Source organism: Brevibacillus sp. NSP2.1 (assembly GCF_000470975.2).
Taxonomy (GTDB): domain Bacteria; phylum Bacillota; class Bacilli; order Brevibacillales; family Brevibacillaceae; genus Brevibacillus; species Brevibacillus agri.
This window is the reverse complement of sequence record NZ_CP048274.1, coordinates 4,349,445-4,369,987: the sequence shown is the minus strand read 5'-3', so window position 1 is coordinate 4,369,987 and position 20,543 is coordinate 4,349,445. Positions and strand designations below refer to the sequence as shown.

General features: G+C 55.3%; 18 protein-coding genes. 13 read left to right on the top strand and 5 right to left on the bottom strand.

Annotation, left to right across the window (positions count from 1 at the left end):
- The first annotated feature begins 10 nt into the window (after positions 1 to 10).
- The 13 genes from M655_RS21165 (at position 11) to M655_RS21105 (ending at position 15,146) form a co-directional block, all read left to right on the top strand.
- A complete protein-coding gene (locus M655_RS21165) occupies positions 11 to 259 on the top strand; it encodes a glutaredoxin family protein (protein ID WP_005831442.1) in 249 nt (82 codons plus the stop codon).
- Positions 260 to 329: 70 nt separating this feature from the next.
- A complete protein-coding gene (locus M655_RS21160; RefSeq protein ID WP_005831441.1) occupies positions 330 to 887 on the top strand; it encodes a peroxiredoxin in 558 nt (185 codons plus the stop codon).
- A gap of 754 nt (positions 888 to 1,641) precedes the next feature.
- Positions 1,642 to 3,882, top strand: coding sequence for a hypothetical protein (locus tag M655_RS21155; RefSeq protein WP_026557915.1), 2,241 nt, complete (start codon positions 1,642 to 1,644; stop codon positions 3,880 to 3,882).
- A gap of 25 nt (positions 3,883 to 3,907) precedes the next feature.
- Positions 3,908 to 5,095 carry a HEAT repeat domain-containing protein gene (locus M655_RS21150; RefSeq protein ID WP_005831439.1) on the top strand — a complete coding sequence of 396 codons (1,188 nt, stop codon included), beginning with the start codon at positions 3,908 to 3,910 and terminating at the stop codon, positions 5,093 to 5,095.
- 16 nt (positions 5,096 to 5,111) lie between these two features.
- The gene (locus M655_RS21145; protein ID WP_026557914.1) at positions 5,112 to 6,548 is read left to right on the top strand and encodes a glycosyltransferase family 2 protein; all 1,437 of its coding nucleotides are present in this window, start codon (positions 5,112 to 5,114) and stop codon (positions 6,546 to 6,548) included.
- Positions 6,549 to 6,550: 2 nt separating this feature from the next.
- Positions 6,551 to 7,342: a response regulator transcription factor gene (locus M655_RS21140; protein WP_007782738.1), complete on the top strand. Its 792-nt coding sequence runs from the start codon at positions 6,551 to 6,553 to the stop codon at positions 7,340 to 7,342.
- Between the two features lie 32 nt (positions 7,343 to 7,374).
- Positions 7,375 to 8,736: a nucleotide sugar dehydrogenase gene (locus M655_RS21135; RefSeq protein WP_005831430.1), complete on the top strand. Its 1,362-nt coding sequence runs from the start codon at positions 7,375 to 7,377 to the stop codon at positions 8,734 to 8,736.
- Positions 8,737 to 8,790: 54 nt separating this feature from the next.
- Positions 8,791 to 10,623 carry a glutamine--fructose-6-phosphate transaminase (isomerizing) gene (glmS, locus tag M655_RS21130; RefSeq protein WP_026557913.1) on the top strand — a complete coding sequence of 611 codons (1,833 nt, stop codon included), beginning with the start codon at positions 8,791 to 8,793 and terminating at the stop codon, positions 10,621 to 10,623.
- Positions 10,624 to 10,679: 56 nt separating this feature from the next.
- A complete protein-coding gene (locus M655_RS21125) occupies positions 10,680 to 10,886 on the top strand; it encodes a hypothetical protein (protein ID WP_005831426.1) in 207 nt (68 codons plus the stop codon).
- Positions 10,883 to 11,905, top strand: a complete 1,023-nt coding sequence (glmU, locus tag M655_RS21120; RefSeq protein ID WP_026557912.1) for a bifunctional UDP-N-acetylglucosamine diphosphorylase/glucosamine-1-phosphate N-acetyltransferase GlmU — start codon at positions 10,883 to 10,885, stop codon at positions 11,903 to 11,905. Before M655_RS21125 ends, glmU begins: the two co-directional genes overlap by 4 nt.
- The gene (locus tag M655_RS21115) at positions 11,905 to 12,825 is read left to right on the top strand and encodes a hypothetical protein (protein ID WP_026557911.1); all 921 of its coding nucleotides are present in this window, start codon (positions 11,905 to 11,907) and stop codon (positions 12,823 to 12,825) included. The genes glmU and M655_RS21115 overlap by 1 nt, the downstream gene beginning before the upstream one ends.
- A gap of 5 nt (positions 12,826 to 12,830) precedes the next feature.
- Positions 12,831 to 14,510, top strand: a complete 1,680-nt coding sequence (locus tag M655_RS21110) for a hypothetical protein (RefSeq protein WP_026557910.1) — start codon at positions 12,831 to 12,833, stop codon at positions 14,508 to 14,510.
- Between the two features lie 93 nt (positions 14,511 to 14,603).
- On the top strand, positions 14,604 to 15,146 hold the full coding sequence (locus M655_RS21105; RefSeq protein ID WP_026557909.1) for a hypothetical protein: 543 nt from the start codon (positions 14,604 to 14,606) through the stop codon (positions 15,144 to 15,146).
- A 78-nt stretch (positions 15,147 to 15,224) separates the two neighbouring features.
- On the opposite strand, the gene M655_RS21100 is transcribed toward M655_RS21105, so the two are convergent.
- From M655_RS21100 to M655_RS21080, 5 genes are all read right to left on the bottom strand, one after another.
- Positions 15,225 to 16,103 carry a hypothetical protein gene (locus M655_RS21100; RefSeq protein WP_025846807.1) on the bottom strand — a complete coding sequence of 293 codons (879 nt, stop codon included), beginning with the start codon at positions 16,101 to 16,103 and terminating at the stop codon, positions 15,225 to 15,227.
- A gap of 125 nt (positions 16,104 to 16,228) precedes the next feature.
- Entirely contained in the window at positions 16,229 to 16,711 is a 483-nt protein-coding gene (locus M655_RS21095) for a GNAT family N-acetyltransferase (RefSeq protein ID WP_005831415.1), read from the bottom strand.
- 5 nt (positions 16,712 to 16,716) lie between these two features.
- Positions 16,717 to 18,027, bottom strand: a complete 1,311-nt coding sequence (locus M655_RS21090; protein WP_007782718.1) for a YheC/YheD family endospore coat-associated protein — start codon at positions 18,025 to 18,027, stop codon at positions 16,717 to 16,719.
- A gap of 43 nt (positions 18,028 to 18,070) precedes the next feature.
- On the bottom strand, positions 18,071 to 19,447 hold the full coding sequence (locus M655_RS21085) for a YheC/YheD family endospore coat-associated protein (protein ID WP_005831411.1): 1,377 nt from the start codon (positions 19,445 to 19,447) through the stop codon (positions 18,071 to 18,073).
- A gap of 2 nt (positions 19,448 to 19,449) precedes the next feature.
- The gene (locus M655_RS21080; RefSeq protein WP_007782712.1) at positions 19,450 to 20,541 is read right to left on the bottom strand and encodes a YheC/YheD family endospore coat-associated protein; all 1,092 of its coding nucleotides are present in this window, start codon (positions 20,539 to 20,541) and stop codon (positions 19,450 to 19,452) included.
- Between the last annotated feature and the right edge of the window lie 2 nt (positions 20,542 to 20,543).

Here is a 20,543-nt window from a genome sequence, read left to right as displayed (position 1 = left end):
AGATGGATACATGGTACAAGCAATCGTTTATTCCAGCACAAACTGCGGCTTCTGCAAGCAACTGAAAACGTATTTGACGGAACAAAACATTTCTTTTGAAGAGCGCAACATCGACGAAAAGGAAGAATTTGCGCAAGAGCTGAGCCGCCTCGGCGTGATGTCGGTACCATTGACCGTCATCGGCGAAAAGAAAATTTTGGGCTTCAACCCGAACCGCATCAAAAAAGTACTGGCTTCCCTGGAAGAAACGGCACAGTAACCTGTCGCCTCGGCAGCAGCCCGTTTTGTCACTGACCAAATCCAAGACACCGCAAAAGGAGCGATTACGTATGACCACCCAACAACAAACTGTACAGCTTCAAGTAGGAAAACCGGCACCGGACTTCAACATGCTCACAACCAAAAACATGGAGACGTTGAACGAGCGCGTGACGCTCGCTGACTACAAAGGCAAATGGCTGATCCTGTTCTTCTGGCCGTTCGACTTCACCTTCGTGTGCCCGACGGAAGTGACTTCCTTCAGCGACAACATGGACGAATTTGAAGATCTCGATTGCGAAGTGCTGGGCGTGTCCACCGACAGCGTGCACACACACCGCGCCTGGATCAAAACGCCGCGCGACCAGAACGGCATTGGCGAAGTCAACTTCCCGCTGGCAAGCGACTTCACAAAAGAAACCGCCCGCGCTTACGGCGTCCTCGACGAAGTAACCGGCGCAGCCCATCGCGGCCTGTTCATCATCGACCCGGACGGCATCCTGCGCTACCAGGTCGTAACAGACATGAACGTGGGCCGCAGCGTAGACGAAACACTCCGCGTCCTGCAAGCTCTCCAGGCAGGCGGCCTGTGCCCTGCAAACTGGAAGCCAGGAATGAAAACTTTGTAATCTCATTGAACACAATTTCATCAACGAGCAAGAGGGGAAAAGGCAATCCCGCCGTCTCATGGAGGCGGGGGATTGTCTTTTTTGTTTATGGTAAAAAAATCGGAGCCCCGCGCCTTGAGTCCGACCGAGGCGCTTTTCCTTTTAAAAAACCCGGATACTCGTGATAGAGCCACAGTCCCGCTTCACGCAGCATCCGGGCCATTCTCCGTCCCGAAACCGCTTTTCCATCCAATTTCCTGTATTTTTTGTGTAAAGAAAAAACGATATTGGCAAATTTGTGCGATTTCCAAATAGTAGCAACCTACCATTTTTCAGGGCATTCGCAAAATGAAAGCTTCAAGCACATGTACCTAATTGTCAAAAAATGATGGGCCGGGTGGAGGGGCGGGTTGCAGGACTTCGCACCAAAATATGTAGGACGATGGGGGCGAATCTGCCTCTCCATTACAGTTTCATGACAAAACCGTAAAACAGACATTAGTGAATTTCGTCTATGGGAACGGTTTGCCCCCTATGTTTACAATGACAGTGACGTTTGGGCGAGAGAAAGCCGGTAACCGCCCGCTGACGTAGAAGCCGCGCGTCGGCATCGTTTTTCTGAATCTGTGAGAAACGTCTCGACGTGCGAAAACACCTCGGCGCTTTTCATAAAAGGAGCATAAAAGGAGATGTGACCGCCTGCGGTCGACAAAACGGCCTTGGCCGTTTCCGTTGAAAAGAAAGCTCGCGGTAACATATCGGAGGTTGACGGGAATTGGAACCAAAAAAGAATAGACGCTGGCGTTGGGCGAGCCTCACTGCCTTGATGCTGGCAGGGGCAAGCGCCATCTGGTGGTTTTGGGACGCGGACCGGGTCGAGAGCATGGAGACGACGGCTGGCGTTCAGATGAAATTTCGGACGTCAGGCGAGCAGATCGAAGTGTTCCGCGATGAGAAATGGCAGCCGTTCTTTGCCAAAGGCGTCAATCTGGGCGCGTCGCTGCCGGGTCATTTTCCTGGCGAGCTGCCTATTACCAAAGACGATTACTTGCGCTGGTTCGCCATGATCGACGAGATGGGAGCGAACGTCATCCGCGTATATACCATTCATCCTCCTGTCTTTTACGAGGCGCTTGTGGAATACAACCGCCATAAAGAAGGAGATCCGCTCTACTTGATGCAAGGCATCTGGAGCCCGGAGGAACTTTTGATCGAAAAGAAAGACGCGTACTTGCCCGAGATTCGCGAACAGTTTCGGGCAGAGATCAAAGACGCAGTCGGCGCTGTGTACGGGGAAGTCACTTTGCCTGAAAAATCAGGAAAAGCGAGCGGTACATACCGCGCCAATGCGGGCAAGTACTTGATCGGCTGGCATACAGGCACCGAGTGGGACCCTGTGATGGTGCAAAACACCAACCGCCTGCACCAAAAGCTGCCGCCGTATCAGGGCAAGCATTTCCAGGCGACGGCAGAGGCGACCGCCTTTGAGACGTGGCTTGCGGAAATGGTCGACACTGTTGCAGCAGAAGAGAGCAAGTACGGCTGGCAGCACCCGATGACGTTCACCAACTGGGTGACTACCGATCCGCTCTCCCATCCGGGCGAACCGCTGTATCACGAGGATCTCGTCAGTGTCGATCCGACCCATATCCAGCCGAAAAACTGGGAGGCAGGCTACTTCGCTTCCTATCACGTGTATCCGTACTACCCGGATTTGTTCCGCTACGATCCGGCCTTGCAGCAGGTGAAAAATGACGACGGGCAGGTCGATTCGTACAAAGCGTACTTGCGGCTTTTGAAGGAGCATCACAAAAACATGCCGATCATGGTGACGGAGTTTGGCGTTCCGGCATCCATCGGAGTCGCCCACTTCGGCAATCTCGGACGCAATCAGGGCGGGCATTCCGAGCGGCAGCAGGGAGAGATCGACGCAGCGCTGTTGCGCGAGATTCACCAGGAGGGCTACGCGGGCGGCATCCTGTTCGTCTGGCAGGACGAATGGTTTAAAAAAACGTGGAACACGATGCGCTTCGAGCTTCCCGAAGACCGCCGCTCCTTCTGGATCAACGTGCTGACGAACGAGTCGCTGTTTGGCGTACTGGGGATGTACCCGAACAAAGAAGGCGTGCTCGCGATCGACGGCAACCGCGCCGACTGGGATCAGCTCAAGCCGGAGGAAAAACAGCGCCTCGACATCCGCGTCCCCGGCATCGACGAAATCTGGATGACGCACGACGAAGGTTACGTGTACGTGCTCGCCAAGCTTGCGCATGCGTTTGACCCGGAAAAAGAAAAGCTCTACCTGGGCGTGGACACGACTCCGGGCGGCAACAAACACGCGGCACAGTTGCCCGGCCTTACGCTCGACGAAGGGCTGGAGACGCTGATCGAGCTGGGAAAACCGGAGGAAAGCCAAATCCAGATTGCGGCCAACTACGATTTTCACACGCGCCTCTACGGCAAACGGTACGGGATGCTTGAAGTGAAAGCAGAGGAGCAGCAGGACGACTCCGGCATTTTCAAGCCGTGGAAGCTTGCGGTTGGATTGGAAATGGAGCCGCCGGACAGCAAAAAATACTACCCGCTGGAAGAGGTCGTGGTTGGCAGGCTGCCAAGAGGAACGACGGATGCTGCAGACCCGCAGTACGACTCGCGCACAGCCTGGCAGGCAAAAGGCGATGTGGTCGAGCTGAGAGTGCCGTGGATGCTGCTTGGCTTTACCGACCCGAGCTCGCTTACGGTGATGAGCTACCAGGATGAAGGCAAGAACTTTGCGACGAACACGACAAAAGGGATTCGCCTGCTGCCGGTTCTCGCAGACCGCGCGACGAAAAGCATCGTCGGCAAAACTGAATGGCCTTCTCCTTATCCGGTGACACAGCTTCCGCTCTATTCGTGGCCAGCCTGGGAGCAGGTCGGCTATCACGAGCGGAAGAAACAGAGCTATGCCATCATTCAGCAAGCATTCAAAGAGATAGTTGCCCCTGTGGCAGACAAAGACAAAGCGCAACCGTAAAAGGTTGGATAGGAGAGTGGCAAACGTGCAAACACCATTGGCGATGGCAATTGTCTTCGTGTACGCACTATGCGGGTTGACCGTACTGGGCTTGCTTGCGTTGTTCGCACTGAAGCTGCGGAATATATCGGCGGAAAAACAGGCGCGGCGCTGCCAGGAAAAATACCGCGACTACTTCGTCTACTTGCAGGCCTATAGCGAAGAGGAAGAACGCCTGAAAGTGCCTTATGGCGACCCGACGCAAAAAGAAAAGCAACTGATCCAGAAAAAGCTGTTTGAGCTGTTGGAGCGCTTTACTGGCGTCCACCGGGAAAAGCTGATCCGGCTGTGCGAAGATATGGGGCTGGTCGCCCTCGATCTCGAACGGCTGAAAAGCGGCTGGAAATGGACGCGAGTCGACGCCGCCTACAACCTGGGAGTCATGCGCTCCCGGCAGGCCGCACCGGATTTGCTCGCTCTTTTGCAAAAGAGTAGCGCCAATGATCCGAGCCTGTTCATCGTTGCCCGGGCGATTGCCAAATGCGCCCGAGACAACGGTGATCTGCGGCAGATGGCAGAGTTCGTCGTCCGGGCGAAGAAAAACGTCCACCAGCTCATCGTCGACATGATTAGCGACTCCCAACTGGATACCGATTCGCTGTTTACCGAGTTTATCCGCGACAAAGACCCGGAGCTGGTCAAAATCGGACTGATCGGCTTCTCAGTGCACGCGCAGACTGGCCTGGAGCCGGCTTTGCCCAAGCTGGTCATGTCGCCGGACAAAGAAGTGCGCATCAAGGCCGTGAAGCTCATGTGCCGCGACGTCAGGTATTTAAGCGAACAGACGGTCAAAGATTTCCTGAACCACAAAGACTGGGAAATACGCGCACTGATCGCCAAAGCAATCGGGGCCTTGCAACTGGCCGCCTACATTCCCGCGCTGAAAAAAGCGGTCGGGGACAGCAACTGGTGGGTGCGCCATCACAGTGCGCGCAGTCTGGCACAGATGCACACAGAAGGCTTTGCGGCGCTGTGCGAGATTTTGCGGGAAGAGCGCTTCGGCCACAAAGTCGACATGGCGCACCAAATTATTTTGGAGGAGCTGGAAAAAGAAAAGCTTCGTCTGGAGCAAGAAAGCAGCACAGAACAGCAACTGGCGTACAACGAAAAGCTGCATCTGTACCGCAAGTCGTACAAAAAAACGATCTCTACGGTTCAGGTGATGGAAGGCTAGAAGAAAGGAGGCCAGCATGAGAGAGTTTCTGCTCTATTACGGAATGTTTGCGATGTACTACGTCATCGCGATCAATTCCTTGTACTTCATCATCATGATGTTTTCGTTCAAGAGCATCATGGGGATTCTGAAAAACTCCATTTACTCGCGGTTCCAGGCATTGTCTGGCTCGGAGCATGTACCGCCGATCTCGATTCTGGTCCCGGCGTACAACGAAGAGCTGACGATCATCGAAAACGTCCGGTCGTTGCTCGCCTTAAACTACCCGCGCTACGAAGTGATCGTCGTCAATGACGGATCGAAGGACGATACGTTGCAGGTGCTCATCGAGGAGTTTTCGCTGAAAATCTCCCAGCACATGCCTGTCCAGCCGCTGCTGCAAACCTCGCGTGTACGGGGAATCTATCACAATCCGGCGTTCCCCAATCTGTATTTGATCGACAAAGAAAACGGAGGAAAAGCCGATTCGCTGAACGCGGGCATCAACCTGTCGCACTACCCGCTGATCGCTTCCATTGACGCCGATTCCTTGCTGGAAAAAGACGCACTCATCCGCATCGCCAAGGTGTACATGGAAAATCCCGAGGAAACCGTGGCGATCGGGGGCGACATTCGGATCGCCAATGGCTGCAAGATCGAAAACGGCGTCGTCAAAGACATTCGTTTGCCAGACAAGTTTTTGCCGATGATGCAATCGGTCGAATACTTGAAGGCGTTTCTCGGAGGGCGGATCGGCTGGAGCGCGATCAACGGCTTGATTATCGTCTCGGGTGCGTTCGGCGTGTTCCGCAAAGACTACGTCGTCAAGGTCGGCGGCTATCGCGAGGGGTATCCCGGCGAGGACATGAACATCATTATCAAACTGCACAAATACATGCTGGAAAACAACTTGCCGTACCGGGTGGCGTTTTGCCCGGATGCCGTTTGCTGGACGCAAGCGCCGGACTCGCTGAAGATTCTCGGCAGCCAGCGCCGCAGATGGGGACGCGGCAACCTGAAAAACATGATCGAATACGGCAAGCACATGGTCTTTCGCCCGAAATACAAGCTGTTCGGGATGCTGACTTTGCCCTTCAACATTTTGTTTGAAACGTTGAATCCGTATTTCCGCATCACGGGTCTGCTCGCGCTCATCGGTTATACGATGCTGGACATGACGAACAGCCACGTTCTTTTGATCTACGGTCTGCTCAACGTGCTGTATGGCGTACTGTTGGGGATCGGCTCGATCTTGCTGGAGGAAATCGCGTTTCGGCGATACCCGCGCTTCCGGGACATCGTCAAAATGCTTTTCTATACAATCCTGATGTTTTTTGGCTATCGGCAAATCGGCGTCATCTGGAGATTCCTCGGACATATTGAATATTTGCGCAACAACAACTCGTGGGGAACGATGACCCGGACGAGCTGGCAGTCCAAAAACAACAAAAATATTTCCAGTTTGGAGGCTTGATGATGAGTAATCTCGTACCTGCTTTCTATGAATTGTTAAGCAAGATGGAAGAGAACCGCATGGCGTGCGGGGTTATCCTGGCATCTTGCAAAAACTTTTCCGCAGAGTCGCTGGAATTGGTCAAAAGGGATATGGAAGCGCAACTGGCAGACACCATGACCATGCATTTTGCGCATGACAAAAGCAAAAATATACTCGGCATTTTGCTGGAACAAAAAAAGCTCGCAGACACCCATTTTTACGCGCTGCAAGTCAAAGACTATTTGCTCGGCCGCAAGCTTTTGACAGGCGGGTTGTTGATCGCCAGCTTTCCGGAAAGCTCTCGTTCCTCGGCGCAAATGCTGATGCGAATGATTCAGGAGATGAAGGACGCAAGCGAGCTGGGAAGCATCACGGTTTACGAACAGCACGCGGCGAACCGCGAGCAGGAGCCGGCAAGCATTTTGCTCGTCAATCAGGATGAGACGGTCAACGAGTTTTTGCGCATCTATCTACAGCGCAAAGGCTACCAGGTAACCGTCGCTCACGATGGGATGGACGGTATGGAAAAATTCCGCGAAGCCGCCTACGACCTGGTGATTACAGACCTGAACCTGCCTGTCGTCAGCGGCTATCAACTGATGGAGAAAATCAGGCATCTCGGCCAGGAAGCGATGAGCAAAATCATGGTGCTGACAGACAAACGCCTGGAGGAAGATGTGCAAAAATCGTTTGCCCTGGGCGCCTCCGATTACATCACGAAGCCATTTTCGCCAGTCGAGCTGGAAGCCAGAGTCAAACGCTTGATTTCATAGAAATTCATAAAGAGAAAGGGAGAGAAACGAGGATGACAAGATACGAGGAACTCCAGCAACTGCTTGGGCAAAAGACAGCGAAAATCGGGGTGATTGGGCTTGGGTATGTCGGGCTGCCGCTCGCGGTAGAGACGGTGAAGAGCGGGTACACCGTCGTCGGGATCGACCTGCACGCGGGAAAGATTGAGAGCTTGAAAAAAGGAGAGTCGTACGTGCAGGACGTCTCCAACGAAACCTTGCAGGAATGCCTGGCGACGGGGCGCTTTTTCCCGACGACGGACTATCGCGCGATCGAGGAACTGGATGCGATCAGCATTTGCGTTCCGACACCGCTCAGCCCGAACCAGGACCCGGACACGTCCTACATCACGAATGTGGTAGAGCAAATCAAGCAATATATGCGCAAAGGACTGCTCATCACACTGGAGAGCACGACCTATCCGGGAACGACCGAAGAGCTGATCGGGCGCGAGCTGGAAAAGCTCGGCTACGTCACAGGCGTCGACTTTTTCCTCTGCTACTCGCCTGAGCGGGTCGATCCGGGCAACCGCAAGTTCAACACGTACAATACGCCGAAAATCATCGGCGGCACGACGGAGCGTTGCATCGAGCTTGGGACACTTCTCTATGGCAACCTGGTCAAAACAGTCGTTCCGGTTTCCTCGCCAAAAGTGGCGGAGATGTCCAAGCTTTTGGAAAATACGTTCCGCAGCGTCAACATCGCGTTCATGAACGAAATGGCGATGATGTGCGACAGAATGGGCATCAACGTTTGGGAGGTAATCAAGGCCGCATCGACCAAGCCGTTCGGGTTCATGCCGTTTTATCCGGGACCCGGTATCGGTGGGCATTGCATACCGCTCGATCCGATGTATTTGTCGTGGAAAGCGAAAGGCTACCGTTTCCATAGCCAGTTCATCGAGATTGCCCAATCTATCAATGACAACATGCCAGATTACGTGCTGAACAAGACAGCACAGGTGCTCAATATTTACGCGAAAGCGATCAACAGCTCGCGCATTCTCATTTTGGGCATGGCCTACAAGCCGGACGTCGACGACTTGCGCGAATCTCCCGGACTGGAAATTTACGAGCTGTTCAAAAAGAGCGGGGCGCAGGTCGACTACTACGACCCGTATGCGCAAAGCTTCGTGAATAAAAAGGGACAGGTCGTGTCCTCGATTGAAAACGACTACGAGTTGTTCAAGACGTACGATTGCATGGTGCTCATCACCAACCACAAGTGCTTCCACTACCAGGAGCTGGCTGACCTGGGCGTCGCGATTATTGATACGCGCAACGCTTTCGACGGCATCACCAACCCGAACGTCTACCGCATCGGCACATCCGTTGCGATCCAGGAAGAAAAGGAAGTCGTGAGCTTGCTCGCCTAACAGGCGGGCGAGCGCCACACACAAACAAGCACGACCGAAGGAGGAAGGACAAACATGTGCGGAATTATGGGATACATCGGGTACAGACAAGCACAACCCATTTTGATTAACGGACTTCGCAAGCTGGAATACAGAGGCTACGACTCGGCTGGCATCGCGGTCTGCGACGGCAAGTCGATCGCCGTACGCAAGGCAAAAGGCAGAATCGACGTCCTCGTGGAGAAGACGGAAAAGTCCGGGCTTTCCGGCTCCATCGGCATCGGCCACACGCGCTGGGCGACGCACGGGCGGCCATCGGATGAGAACTCTCACCCTCACGTGGACCAGACGCAAAAATTTTCCATCGTGCACAACGGCATTATCGAAAACTACCTGGAAATCAAGCAGGAGCTGATCGAGCAAGGCGTCGCGTTTAGCTCGGAGACCGATACGGAGGTGATCGTCCACCTTTTGTCCCGCGAATACGACGGCGACCTGCTCGCTGCGGTGCGCAAGGTGGCAGGCAAAATCCGCGGGGCGTTTGCCCTTGGCGTCATGTCGGAGTATGAGCCGGACAAGCTGATCGCAGTCCGTATGGCAAGTCCGCTGATTATCGGGGTAGGCGAAAACGAGAACTTCATCGGCTCCGATATTCCCGCCATCCTGGAGCATACGCGCGACGTGTACGTTTTGGAAGACGGCGATCTGGCCGTCTTGACCAGAGATTCGGTGCAGGTCATGAGCCTGGCGACAGACGAGCCGATAGAGCGCGATCTCGTCCGGATTGACTGGAACAAGGAGCAAGCGGAAAAAGACGGCTACGCGCATTATATGGAAAAAGAAATCTACGAGCAGCCGCGCGCATTGCGCAACACGATGACAGGCCGTATCGACGAAGCCGGACAGAAGGTTGTTTTCCCTGATCTGCAACTGCCAGCCGAAACGATTCGCAGCATCGAGAAAATTTACATTGTCGCATGCGGCACAGCTTACCATGCAGGTCTGATCGGCAAGCATGTGATCGAGAGTCTTGCGCGCATCCCGGTCGAGGTCGACGTGGCCTCCGAGTTTCGTTACCGCCGCCCGCTGTTCGGGCCAAACACGTTGACGATTGCTGTCAGCCAGTCCGGTGAGACAGCAGATACGCTGGCGGCGATGCGGGAAGCGAAGCGCAACGGCTCTGTCGTGCTCGCTATTACCAACGTAGTCGGCAGCTCGATTGCCCGCGAGGCAGATGAAGTCATCACGACCAATGCCGGACCGGAGATCGCCGTCGCTTCTACGAAAGCGTACACCTCCCAGCTCATCGCCTTCTATTTGTGGGGAATGTACTTGGCGCAGGAAAAAGCGGCGCTTGCGCCAGCCGAGATCGCTTCGCTGATTCAGAGCTTGCAACAATTGCCTGGACAGGTAGAGGACATTCTCGCGCATGCCCAGCAGCTTCGCCAGTTTGCTGAAGCGATCAAGGACGAGCGCCATCTGTTTTTCATCGGCCGGGGGATTGACCATGCCGTATCCATGGAAGGCTCGCTCAAGCTCAAGGAAATCTCCTATATCCATTCGGAGGCGTATGCCGCAGGGGAGCTGAAGCACGGCACCTTGGCGCTGATCGAGGAAGGCACGCGGGTCGTTGCCCTGTCCACGCAGGACGCTTTGCACGAGAAAATGATTAGCAATATTACCGAAGTGAAGGCGCGCGGTGCCAACGTACTCGGCATCACGCACGAGGATCATGTCGATCTGCATCGCTCGGTGGATGACGTCTGCCTGATTCCGAAGACAGATGCGCTGTTTACCCCGGTGCTCGCCGTCATTCCGCTGCAGCTCATCGCCTACTACACTTCTGTCGTGCTGGGCAACGACGTAGATCGTCCACGCAATTTGGCAAAAAGTGTAACAGTTGAGTAAGCGAATCCGTCTATCGTTATGAACCACCATATGGACTTGCGAGGAGGAACGGGTAAATGAGCACCTCGAAGCGGGAGTTGAACCAGGAGATTTTGCTGGAGATCATGCTCCAGGCCTATCAGCTAGGCGTGCAGAGGAAAGACGTAGATTTGAACATGATGATCCACACGTTGACTGATGAATTGAAGCCGTACTTCGAACAGCAAATCCAGCAAGGCCAGCATGCATCTAACCGGCTGGCCAGAGTGGAGGCGACAGGATGAACATACACGCAGTAGTGCTCGCAGCAGGAAAAGGAACCAGAATGAACTCTGCCTTGTACAAAGTCATGCATCCGCTGTGCGGCAAGCCGATGATCGAGCATGTCGTCGGGGCACTGGAGCCTTTGTCACTACATACCTTGGTTGTCGTTGTCGGTCACGGGGCCGAAGCCGTGAAAAAGCAGCTCGGAAGCCGCGTGCAATACGCGCAGCAGAAGGAGCAGCTCGGCACCGCGCACGCCGTATGGATGAGCAAAGACATCCTCGCAGAGCAAAACGGCGTGACGATCGTGCTCAATGGCGATACGCCGCTCGTGCAAAGCGAAACGCTGCGGCGTCTGCTCGACTACCATCAGTCGAAGCAGGCGGCAGCGACGGTTTTGACTTCCATCGTGGAAGACCCGACCGGCTACGGAAGAATCATTCGCGACGAGAACGGCGATGTCCGCAAAATCGTCGAGGAAAAGGACGCGACCCTCGGGCAAAAAAAGGTGAACGAAATCAGCACGGGCATCTTTTGCTTCGATAATCGAAAGCTTTTTGCGACCCTCCCGAACGTCTCCAATCAGAACGCGCAGGGCGAGTATTACTTGCCAGACGTCCTGGCGCTTTTGCAGGAGCAGGGAGAACTGGTGGCCGCACACGTTACCGAAGATCCGGAGGAAGGCTCAGGCGTAAACGACCGCGTGCAGCTCGCCCACCTGGAGCGGCTCATGCGCAAGCGGATCAACGAGCGCCACATGAAGAGCGGCGTGACCATGATCGACCCGGCCGCTACGTACATCGACTCGGCCGTGACGATCGGGCGCGATACGGTGCTGTACCCCGGAACGTTTTTGCTTGGCACAACGCAGATCGGGGAAGGCTGCCAGGTTGGGCCGCACGCCCACGTCAAGGATATGGTCGTCGAGGATTACACGCGGGTTCCGCCGTTTTCCTCATTTGACGGGAGCGCGTACACAGACAGGGCGGCAGTTGAGGTGGCAGCGACGACAAACGGGCAGGATCACGGCCTGAATTGATGCGGGCGCTGCGAAAATACGGGCCGCTATGGGCCGGGATGGCGATTTTTGCGGCCGCTTCCATCCTCATGCTCGTGCTCTCCAACCACTCTCGCGCTGCCCTGACGACAGCCACCTGGATTTGGCACGCCAAACAAATCGAGACGCAGACAGACGAAATGATCGCGTTTGCCGAGGAAAACGGCATCAACCTGATCTATCTCCATGTAGAGCCGACCGCCGTTTCGCCTGAGGCATACCGGACGTTCATCCGCAAAGCGGGGCAGGCCAGCATTCAGGTGGAGGCGCTGGGCGGCGATCCCAACTGGGCGCTGACCAAAAACCGCCAAAGCATCGACGAACTGATCTCCTGGGTGAAAGCGTACAACAGGAGCGCCAGGGCGGACGAGCGCTTTAGTGGCATCCACGTCGATATCGAGCCGTACTTGCTGCCCGCCTGGAAGGAGTCGCAGCAGGATGTCGTGCGCCAATGGCTGAAAAATGTCGCGTACCTCGTGGCCGAGACGAAGAAGGACACCGATCTGGCGGTGGGCGCAGACCTGCCGTTCTGGATCGACTCCGTTTCCGTCCCGGGAAGCTCGGAAAAAGTCAGCAACTGGATGGTGCAGCGCCTCGACAGCATCACGCTGATGGCGTACCGCAACCGCGCCCAGGGAGACAACGGCATTGTCGAGATTGTGAAAAAGATCGTAGCCGACGCCAACTCGCGGAAAAAAGGCTCGGTGATCGTCGGGGTCAACATTATGGAATCGGCGGAAGGCTCGCATGTGAGCTTCTACGACGACGGTCCGGCGGAGATGAAAAGCCAACTGGCGATTTTGCAGCAGGAGCTGTCCGGCAACCCGGCGTTCGCAGGCAGCGCCATTCACGACTACGAAAGCTGGAAACGAAGCATAGAAGCCAATGAGAGGAGTAGCTAGCACAGATGAAAGCCGCGCCTATCTACCTTAGTGTTCTCTGCCTGACGCTCGGCTTTCTGTTCGGCTTTTCCCCGGCGGAAAAAAAGAGTAAAGCCACGTGGATTTGGCAATCCGAAATCATCGGAGACGAAAAACGGGAAATTCTGGAATTTTGCAAAAGCAACGAGATCAACCTGATTTACTTGCGGATCGAAATGAACAAGCCGTTTGACTACTACCGCGCCTTTATCCGCGAAGCGAATGCGATGGGCGTGGAGGTGCACGCCGTGGCCGGACACCCTGCCTGGGCGCTTAAAAGCAACGAAAAGCGGATGATGAATATCGTCAAATGGGTGAAAAACTACAACCTCGAAGCGGCGGAAGACGAGCGCATCCGCGGCATTCAACTGGACATCGAGCCGTACTTGCTGCCGTTCTGGGAGACGGATCGCGAGCGGATCATCCGGGAGTGGCAAGCCAATGTGCAGGCGTTTACGAGCGAAGTGAAAAAACAGCCCGAGCTTGTGGCAAGCGTGGCGCTCGCCTTTTGGCTCGACGATATTCCCGTTCCGGGCGAGCAGTCTGTATCGGTGTCGCAATGGATGATCGAGCAGTTTGACACGGTGTGCATCATGGCCTACCGCGATACGCTGTCCGGGAAAAACGGCATTCTGGCACTGGTGGAGGATGAACTGAAAGAAGCGGACAAGCTGGGCACGCGGGTGATGATTGCCGTCAACATGAAAAAGCTCGGCGACGACCACGCTTCTTTTGCCGAGGAAGGCGTAGAGGAGATGAATCGACAGCTCGCGCTTTTGCCCGAAAAATTGGGCGACCATCCGTCCTACTCCGGTATCGCGATCCACGACTACCGCTATTGGAAGGAGGCTCTCCCGGTGGCTCCGGTCACAAAAGAGCGCTACAAAGGCACCTATATTTGGCGCGCTGAGCTGATCGGCACTGAAAAAGAGGAAATCCTCGCCTTTGCCGAACAAAACGGCGTCAATCTGCTCTACGTTCGCCTGGATTTGGAGCAACCCCACTCCTACTACCGCGATTTCGTGCGGGAGGCCCGAGCGGCGGGCATCGAGGTGCACGCCATGGGCGGCCATCCGGTCTGGGCACTGGCAGAGAGCAGAGGGAAAATCATGAAGCTCGTCAACTGGGTGAAAGCGTACAACCAGTCGGTACAGTCAGGCGAGCAATTTCAAGGCATCCATCTCGATATCGAGCCGTATGTGATGCCTGTCTGGCGAGAGGATAAAGACAACGTATTGCGCCAGTGGATGGCAAACATTCAGGCGTTTGTCGAGGAGACGAAGCAGGACGGCCAACTGGAAGCGAGCGTCGATCTTGCCGCCTGGCTGGACAATACGCCTGTGCCGGGACAGCCGGACACGCCGTTTTCCCATTGGATGATCGAGCAGTTGGACCATACGACTTTAATGGCTTTTCGCGATCGGGCGGATCGCATCGTCGGCTTGGTAGAAAATCAGGTGAAATACGCGCAGAGCATCGGAAAAAAGATCGTCGTCGCAGTCGAGACAAAGGAGAGTCACGAAGGGAACGGCATTTCGTTCTACGAGGAAGGAATGAGCGAGATGCATCGGCAGTTGGAACAGGTGACAAAAGCGCTGGATCCGTACTCTTCGTTCATGGGGCATGCCATTCACGCCTACGATTACTGGAAAAACGGCAAGGAATAAGGGACGGCAGCCTGAAAGCAAGGAAGCACACCGCCGGAACGCGAATGTTGTACAATAGGAAGACGAAGGTCGTTTGAAAAGAGGGAACGATACATGCGTGATGTGCCCAACAGACACAGAGGTCTTCCGTCTCGGACACCCGAGATGCTGTACAATGTGGTCCGCAAGTTTTACCGCGGTGCTGTCAGTCACTACGACTTAATCCAGGAAAAAAAGCGGGAGGCGCACGCCTGCTGGGAGCAGATGCAGACGAGCGGGGATGACCGTCCGCTGCGAGCGGCGCTGACTACGTTGTTTTTGGAGTTTCATTTTTACGTGACGTGCTGGCTGCAGATCGAGCTGGCTCTCTATCGGCTGGCCCGGCAGGATGAGCGGCTGGCGCTCGTGATGGACACGTTTCGGGCCGCGCTGGAACGGCATGTAGCCGTGCGCGAACAGTTAGAGCAGACCGAGGCGTGTGTAGCTGCCCAGTTCACCGCTCTTGGCTCCGGCTGGTCTTGCCCGGGGATCGAACAGGATGCCTACCTATTCGACGGTTTCACGTTTACCGTGGACGAGTCGAGCTTGGTCGAGTTGCATGCCTTGTACGCCGCGATAGAGGAACAGCGCAGGCTGTCCCCAAATGAAAAAGCGTGACCGTCCGCAGATGGTCACGCTTTTTTTGGTGCTGAAGCCAAGCCAGAAGGCATGGCAAAGCCTTTGCCCGGCGACTTTTTAGAAGCTGCCTGGGAAGATGGAGCCAGTGTGTGGAGCTGCCTGGCCTGGCGTGTTCAGTTGGCGTACTTCCTGAACGTTAGTGCCAGCAAAGCCGGGAGAAAAGATCGAGTGCGCTCCCGAGCCGAGCGGTTGCTGGTATTGCTGAGCTTGCTGTTGTTGCTGCTGGCCGTACTGAGCTTGCATGCCGAAGCCGCCTTGCGGAAGCGAAGCAGCATAGCCGCCGCCATGGTTTTGCTGGCGCACTTCCTGGACGTTTGTATGGGCAAAGCCAGGGGAGAAGATGCTGCCAGTCAGCGCTGGAGGATAAGCGACTTGAGCGGTGTACGGCTGCTGTTGGCCTGCAAACCCTTGATAGCCTGTGTAGCCTTGTTGGTTTTGCTGACGCACTTCCTGAGCGTTCGTGCCAGCGAAGCCAGGCGAGAAGATCGAGCCTGCTCCGGATCCGTAGCCTTGGTTGTAGGAAGGCTGCGTCTGCGCGTAGTTGCCGGATTGATGCATGATGGCGTTGAATGCCTGGTTTGGCACATACGCTTGCTGTTGTTGCTGTTGGCCATACGCTTGTTGCTGGCCATAGCCTTGCTGCTGCGGAGCCTGGTAGCTGTGGTTTTGCTGACGTACTTCCTGAGCGTTCGTACCCGCAAATCCTGGCGAGAAGATCGATTGAGCACCGCTCGCTCCGCCACCAGAAGCCATGCCGTATGTAGGAGTCCCGATAGATTGGGCATGTCCGCCATGGTTCCAGTGTTGAACTTCCTGGACGTTTGTTCCGGCGAAGCCTGGCTGGAACATAGCTCCGGATGGGCTCATCGCTCCGAGGAACTGTTGTTGCTGTTGAGATTGCATTTGGTTGTTATTGTTGTTGTTTGTGTAGGTCATGGGAAAGACCACCTCCTGCAGAGTATTTTTACCAAGGAAGGTTTCCTCATGCACGAACGGATGAAGCAAAAGAATTCGCATTAGTGAAGAAATCGACGAGCGCATGGCAAAAAACATGCCGGACATCATCCGGCATGTTCCTGCAAATCGGTGGGATTCCAGTGGCCAAAAGCGAACCAGAGCGTAGGCTTTCCCGTTGGCCCGATGCTCGCTTTGACAGGCTCGAAGCCCATGGTGCGAAAAAGGGTAAGACTTGCCTCATTATCGAGAGCTACGCGCACGTACAGTTTGGGCAAGCGCTGACAGATGAGCGTCGTCAGCGCTTTGCCGATTCCCCGATTGCGGTAGCGCTTATCTACAACCAGGAAGGATTGACCCAGTCCACAGCGGGAAACGGCGAACAAGCCAACGACGCGTTTCCCGTTCATGGCAAGAGCGACACTGGAATCCTTTTTGGAAAGCAGCTTGGGGGTCAGGCGCGAGAGCCAGTCGATTGCGTGCTTGGTGATGCGCCGATCCCCTTCCTGACGGGCAAATCTCACCAGAGTCGCCTGAGATTCAGCCAGTGCTTGCGGAGGTAAGATCACGTATTTCAACGATTTTTTCATGGCGATTACCCTGCTGCGGCTTCACGCCCGCTTTGCAGTCTGGATACGTACTGGGCGTAGTGGATGAGATTGGACAGCGACAAGCGCCTGATCGAAGGCTCATCGAACTTCTCCGGCTTGGCGTTCGCTTCAAAAAACCAGAGGCTGCCGTCTTCTGTCAGGCCGAGGTCCATCGACATTTCAGCCAGGTCTTTGATCTCCTCGTTCAGCGTGCTTGCGATCGTAAGCGCTGTCTGGTGAATCTTTTCTTCCATCTTTTCCGGATCAGCCTTGAACAAAGTCTGGAGGACGGAAGACAAGGAGTGGATGGAGCCGCCGCGCGGGACGTGCGTAGTGATGCTTTGCGAGCCGGAGCGTCTGATTCCGACGCCGGTTACGCCCCATTCGCCATGGCCGTTTTTTTGCACGAGTACCCGCACGTCAAAAGGCTTGCCGTTGAAGCGTGCCCTGCGGATGCCTTGCTGCATGATGTACCGCTGCTGCCGGACGTGGCTATTTACGTGCTTCCACAAATCTTCCAGATTGGAAAAGCGGCGCGTGACGGCCCGTTGTTCCTTGAGCCGCTGAAGCCGCCAGCCGTCGTTTTTGTATTCGACCCGCATGATCCCTTCCCCGGCCTTGCCGCGCACCGGCTTGAGGTAGACGAAGCGATGCTCGGTGCAAAAGCCTTTGAAGCGGGCGAGCGTATCGAGCTTTTTCGTCTCCGGGAGAAACGCATGCACCTCGGGGTACTTTTTTAGCATGGAGAAAAGCTCTTGCTTGTCGAAAAAACAGCGATTGAACAAGGTGACGTTCGGCATCTCGTGGATGCGGGCCAAAGCTTTTTTGACTTCGGGACGCTGCTCTGCCTTTCGGGTAGGGATGCGGTTATAGACGACGTGCGGGAAGGGGAGAACGACTTCCTGCCACAGATTTTGCTTGTGATTGTACAAATAGCCGCGTACCTTCTTTTTCTCCCAGTTGATGCCTTGCGGAGTGAAGACGTACACGAGCGCCCCCCAACGCTTGCCAGATTGCGAGATGTCCTTGAAGTTTTCGCGATTACCCAAAAACGCTGCGCCCTCGCCAACAGTCAGAATGCCAATCAGAGGGCCAAGCTTTAGCGAGTCGTTCATCATTTTCCAGTTGATCCGCGTTCGAAACCGCCCTGGCTGCATCGCGGGCAAGCCCGTGTACACCCTTTTGTTGTGCGAAAACGGACCGAGGCTTGCGAACAGTTTCTTTTGCGACCGCTTGCCTAGAGCTTGCCGTGGTAGCTGGATGAACCATTTGCCGCTGGGGAGGATGGTCAGCCACCCGGAGCGCTGCTGAAGCATGGGTGTTCCTCCTTCCTGAAAAACGGTGCTGTTTGTCTATCGCCTAGAAATTGGCCAAATAACAACTGTAGTCGACGAGCAGCTTGCGGGACTCCTGATCGGCTTGCTTGAGCCGGGCGTGCTTGAAGATGGAGCGGCCGGGCTTGGAGTTTGCCTCGAACATCCAGACATGGCCGTGGATGTCGATGCCCATATCCAGTCCCAATTCGCCAAGGTCGATGCCTTTTGCCTGCTCGATCGCCGTGGCAAGGCGGATGGAAGCCTCGCTGATTCGCTCGGACATCAGCGCTTTTTGCTTTCCGTACAGATGGTGGAGCAGTTCGTCTCCGGGAATGACGGTACCGCCCGTGCGCACGTGCGTCGTCACGCTGCCGGAGCCGGCTACCTTGGCAGCCGTGCAGGAAACTACCCATTCGTTTTGCTGGTTTTTGTGCAGATGAACGCGGAAGTCAAACGGGCGTCCGTGGAAGGTTTTGAGCGGGATGCCTTGCTGCGCCAGGTAGCTGCCGACTCTCCGGCTGCGGAACACGTGCTGGTACAGGCTGGACAGCTTGGAAAACTGCCGCTTTACATTGCCGCTGCCGTTGTGATATGAGGCTGTGTAGCCGCCGCCCGACTGTCTGACGACTTTCACGATGCCGTAGCCGAGGCTGCCGTTTTTCGGCTTCAAATACACGATCGTGTATTTTTTCAGCAAATTCCGCACAGTCGCAAGCGAGGGGGACGTGTACGTTTCCGGGATGTGCTCGTTGACTTCCGGATTCGGGTAGAGAATCTGGTGGACTCCCCACTTGTTGAAAAAGCCTTGGTTGAACATCGGCATGTTCGGATAGCTGGCGAGCTTGTATTTGAACTCCCGCACAGCTTCGTGCTTTTCCGCCGAGCGGGAAGGAATCCGGTCGTAGACTACGTCCGGCATGGCGGTGACGATTTTTTTCCAGTAGTACCCGCCGGTCTTGCCCTTGCGCAAAAACCAGGCGTTGACCGTATTGGTACTCCAGTCCACGTCGTGCGGGGAGAAAATATAGTAAAAGACGCCTTTGCCTTCCTGGGCCTGCAGCAGCTTGTAGAAAAAAGAAGTGCGCTGGCCAATCGGCTGCCGCGGGTCCCTGCGAATGCCTGTCGTGACGATGCCGATCGCCGGACCGATTCGAAGCGTCGAATCCTCCAGCTTGAGCTGGATCAAACCGCCGTGCGGGATGCCCAGCTCGGACTGGAGCAGCGTGGTCACTTTGATGACATTGGAATCAGGATTTCGCTTGTCTTGCAGTACGGTTGCGACGACTTCCTTTTTGCCCAGCATGACCGTAATTTTTTGGCGATGGCGTAGCTGTAGCTTGGAGAAGAGATTAGTCGGCAGGATGATCCCGCTGACACGGGGATTGGAAAGGAAGCGAAGCCGCATTCTGAACGTTTCCATGCTTAGTAACCTCCTACGCGCTCTTTCATGAGATAGTGGGCGTATCGAACGGGCTGGGTAATGGAGTGGCGTTTGGCGACCGGGTCGTCAATCAAGCGAAACACAGTCCGTCCTGGCCTGCTGTTGACCTCGATGACCCAGACATTTCCGGCCGTGTCGATGCCGACATCAATCCCCAACTCGACAAGCCTGCCGTGGCAATCCTCCAAAAAGCGCGGCAATTCCTGTGCGAGCTGGTTGATCGTCTGATCGATCCGCGAGTGGACGGCAGGCTTGAAATGCCGGGCTAGAAACGCGGAGAGCGGCTCTGCCTTGCCTCCTCCATGCAGGTTGGAGGTAATGCTTCGCTTGTCGCCAAGGCGAACAGCTTTTCCTGTCGTCTCCCATTCACCCTGCCCGTTTTTTTGTACGAGCACCCTGACGTCAAAAGGGGTGCCATCCGGGGTATGCAGCTTGAGATAGGGCTGTACAAGGAATTTGCGCCCGGAGGTAAACGAGGCGACAAAAGTCTTCAGCCCGGCGGTGTCCCGGATCTGCCTGCGAAACGGCCGATTTTCCCGGTTCCGTCCGGTCGCCTCGTAGCCGCTCTTTGTCTCCTTGATGCGAACGACCCCGATTCCATGCGTTCCCGCCATGGGCTTGATGACGACAGCTCCGTGCTTTTGCAGCATGTCTTGCACGGTGGCGAACGACAAAATTTCGGTCGGCGGCAAATAAGAAGACAGCAGCGGCGACTTGGACAGCATTTGGTGAACCTGCCACTTCCCGGACAGACCACGCCCCAAAAATGTAATGTTGCGATCGTTTTGCAACTTTTCCACAAATGGTTTATAGTGGCGGTAAGCTGGGCCTACGAAACACCGATCGTAGATCAAGGCCGGGAGCGGGAAAACATTTGCTTGCCACGATCCGTTGCGGTATTCGAAGCCTTTTACCGTTCGCGAGGAAAAGTTAACCTGACGCGGCGAGAACACAAAGACGCGAATGCCGTGCTTGCGTCCGTACAGCGTCAGCTTTTTGTAATACCCTTTGTCTACAAAGTGGGAGCCTTGGCAGCGGGTCATGATGCCAAGACTTCTCGCGTCTGCTCTCATGT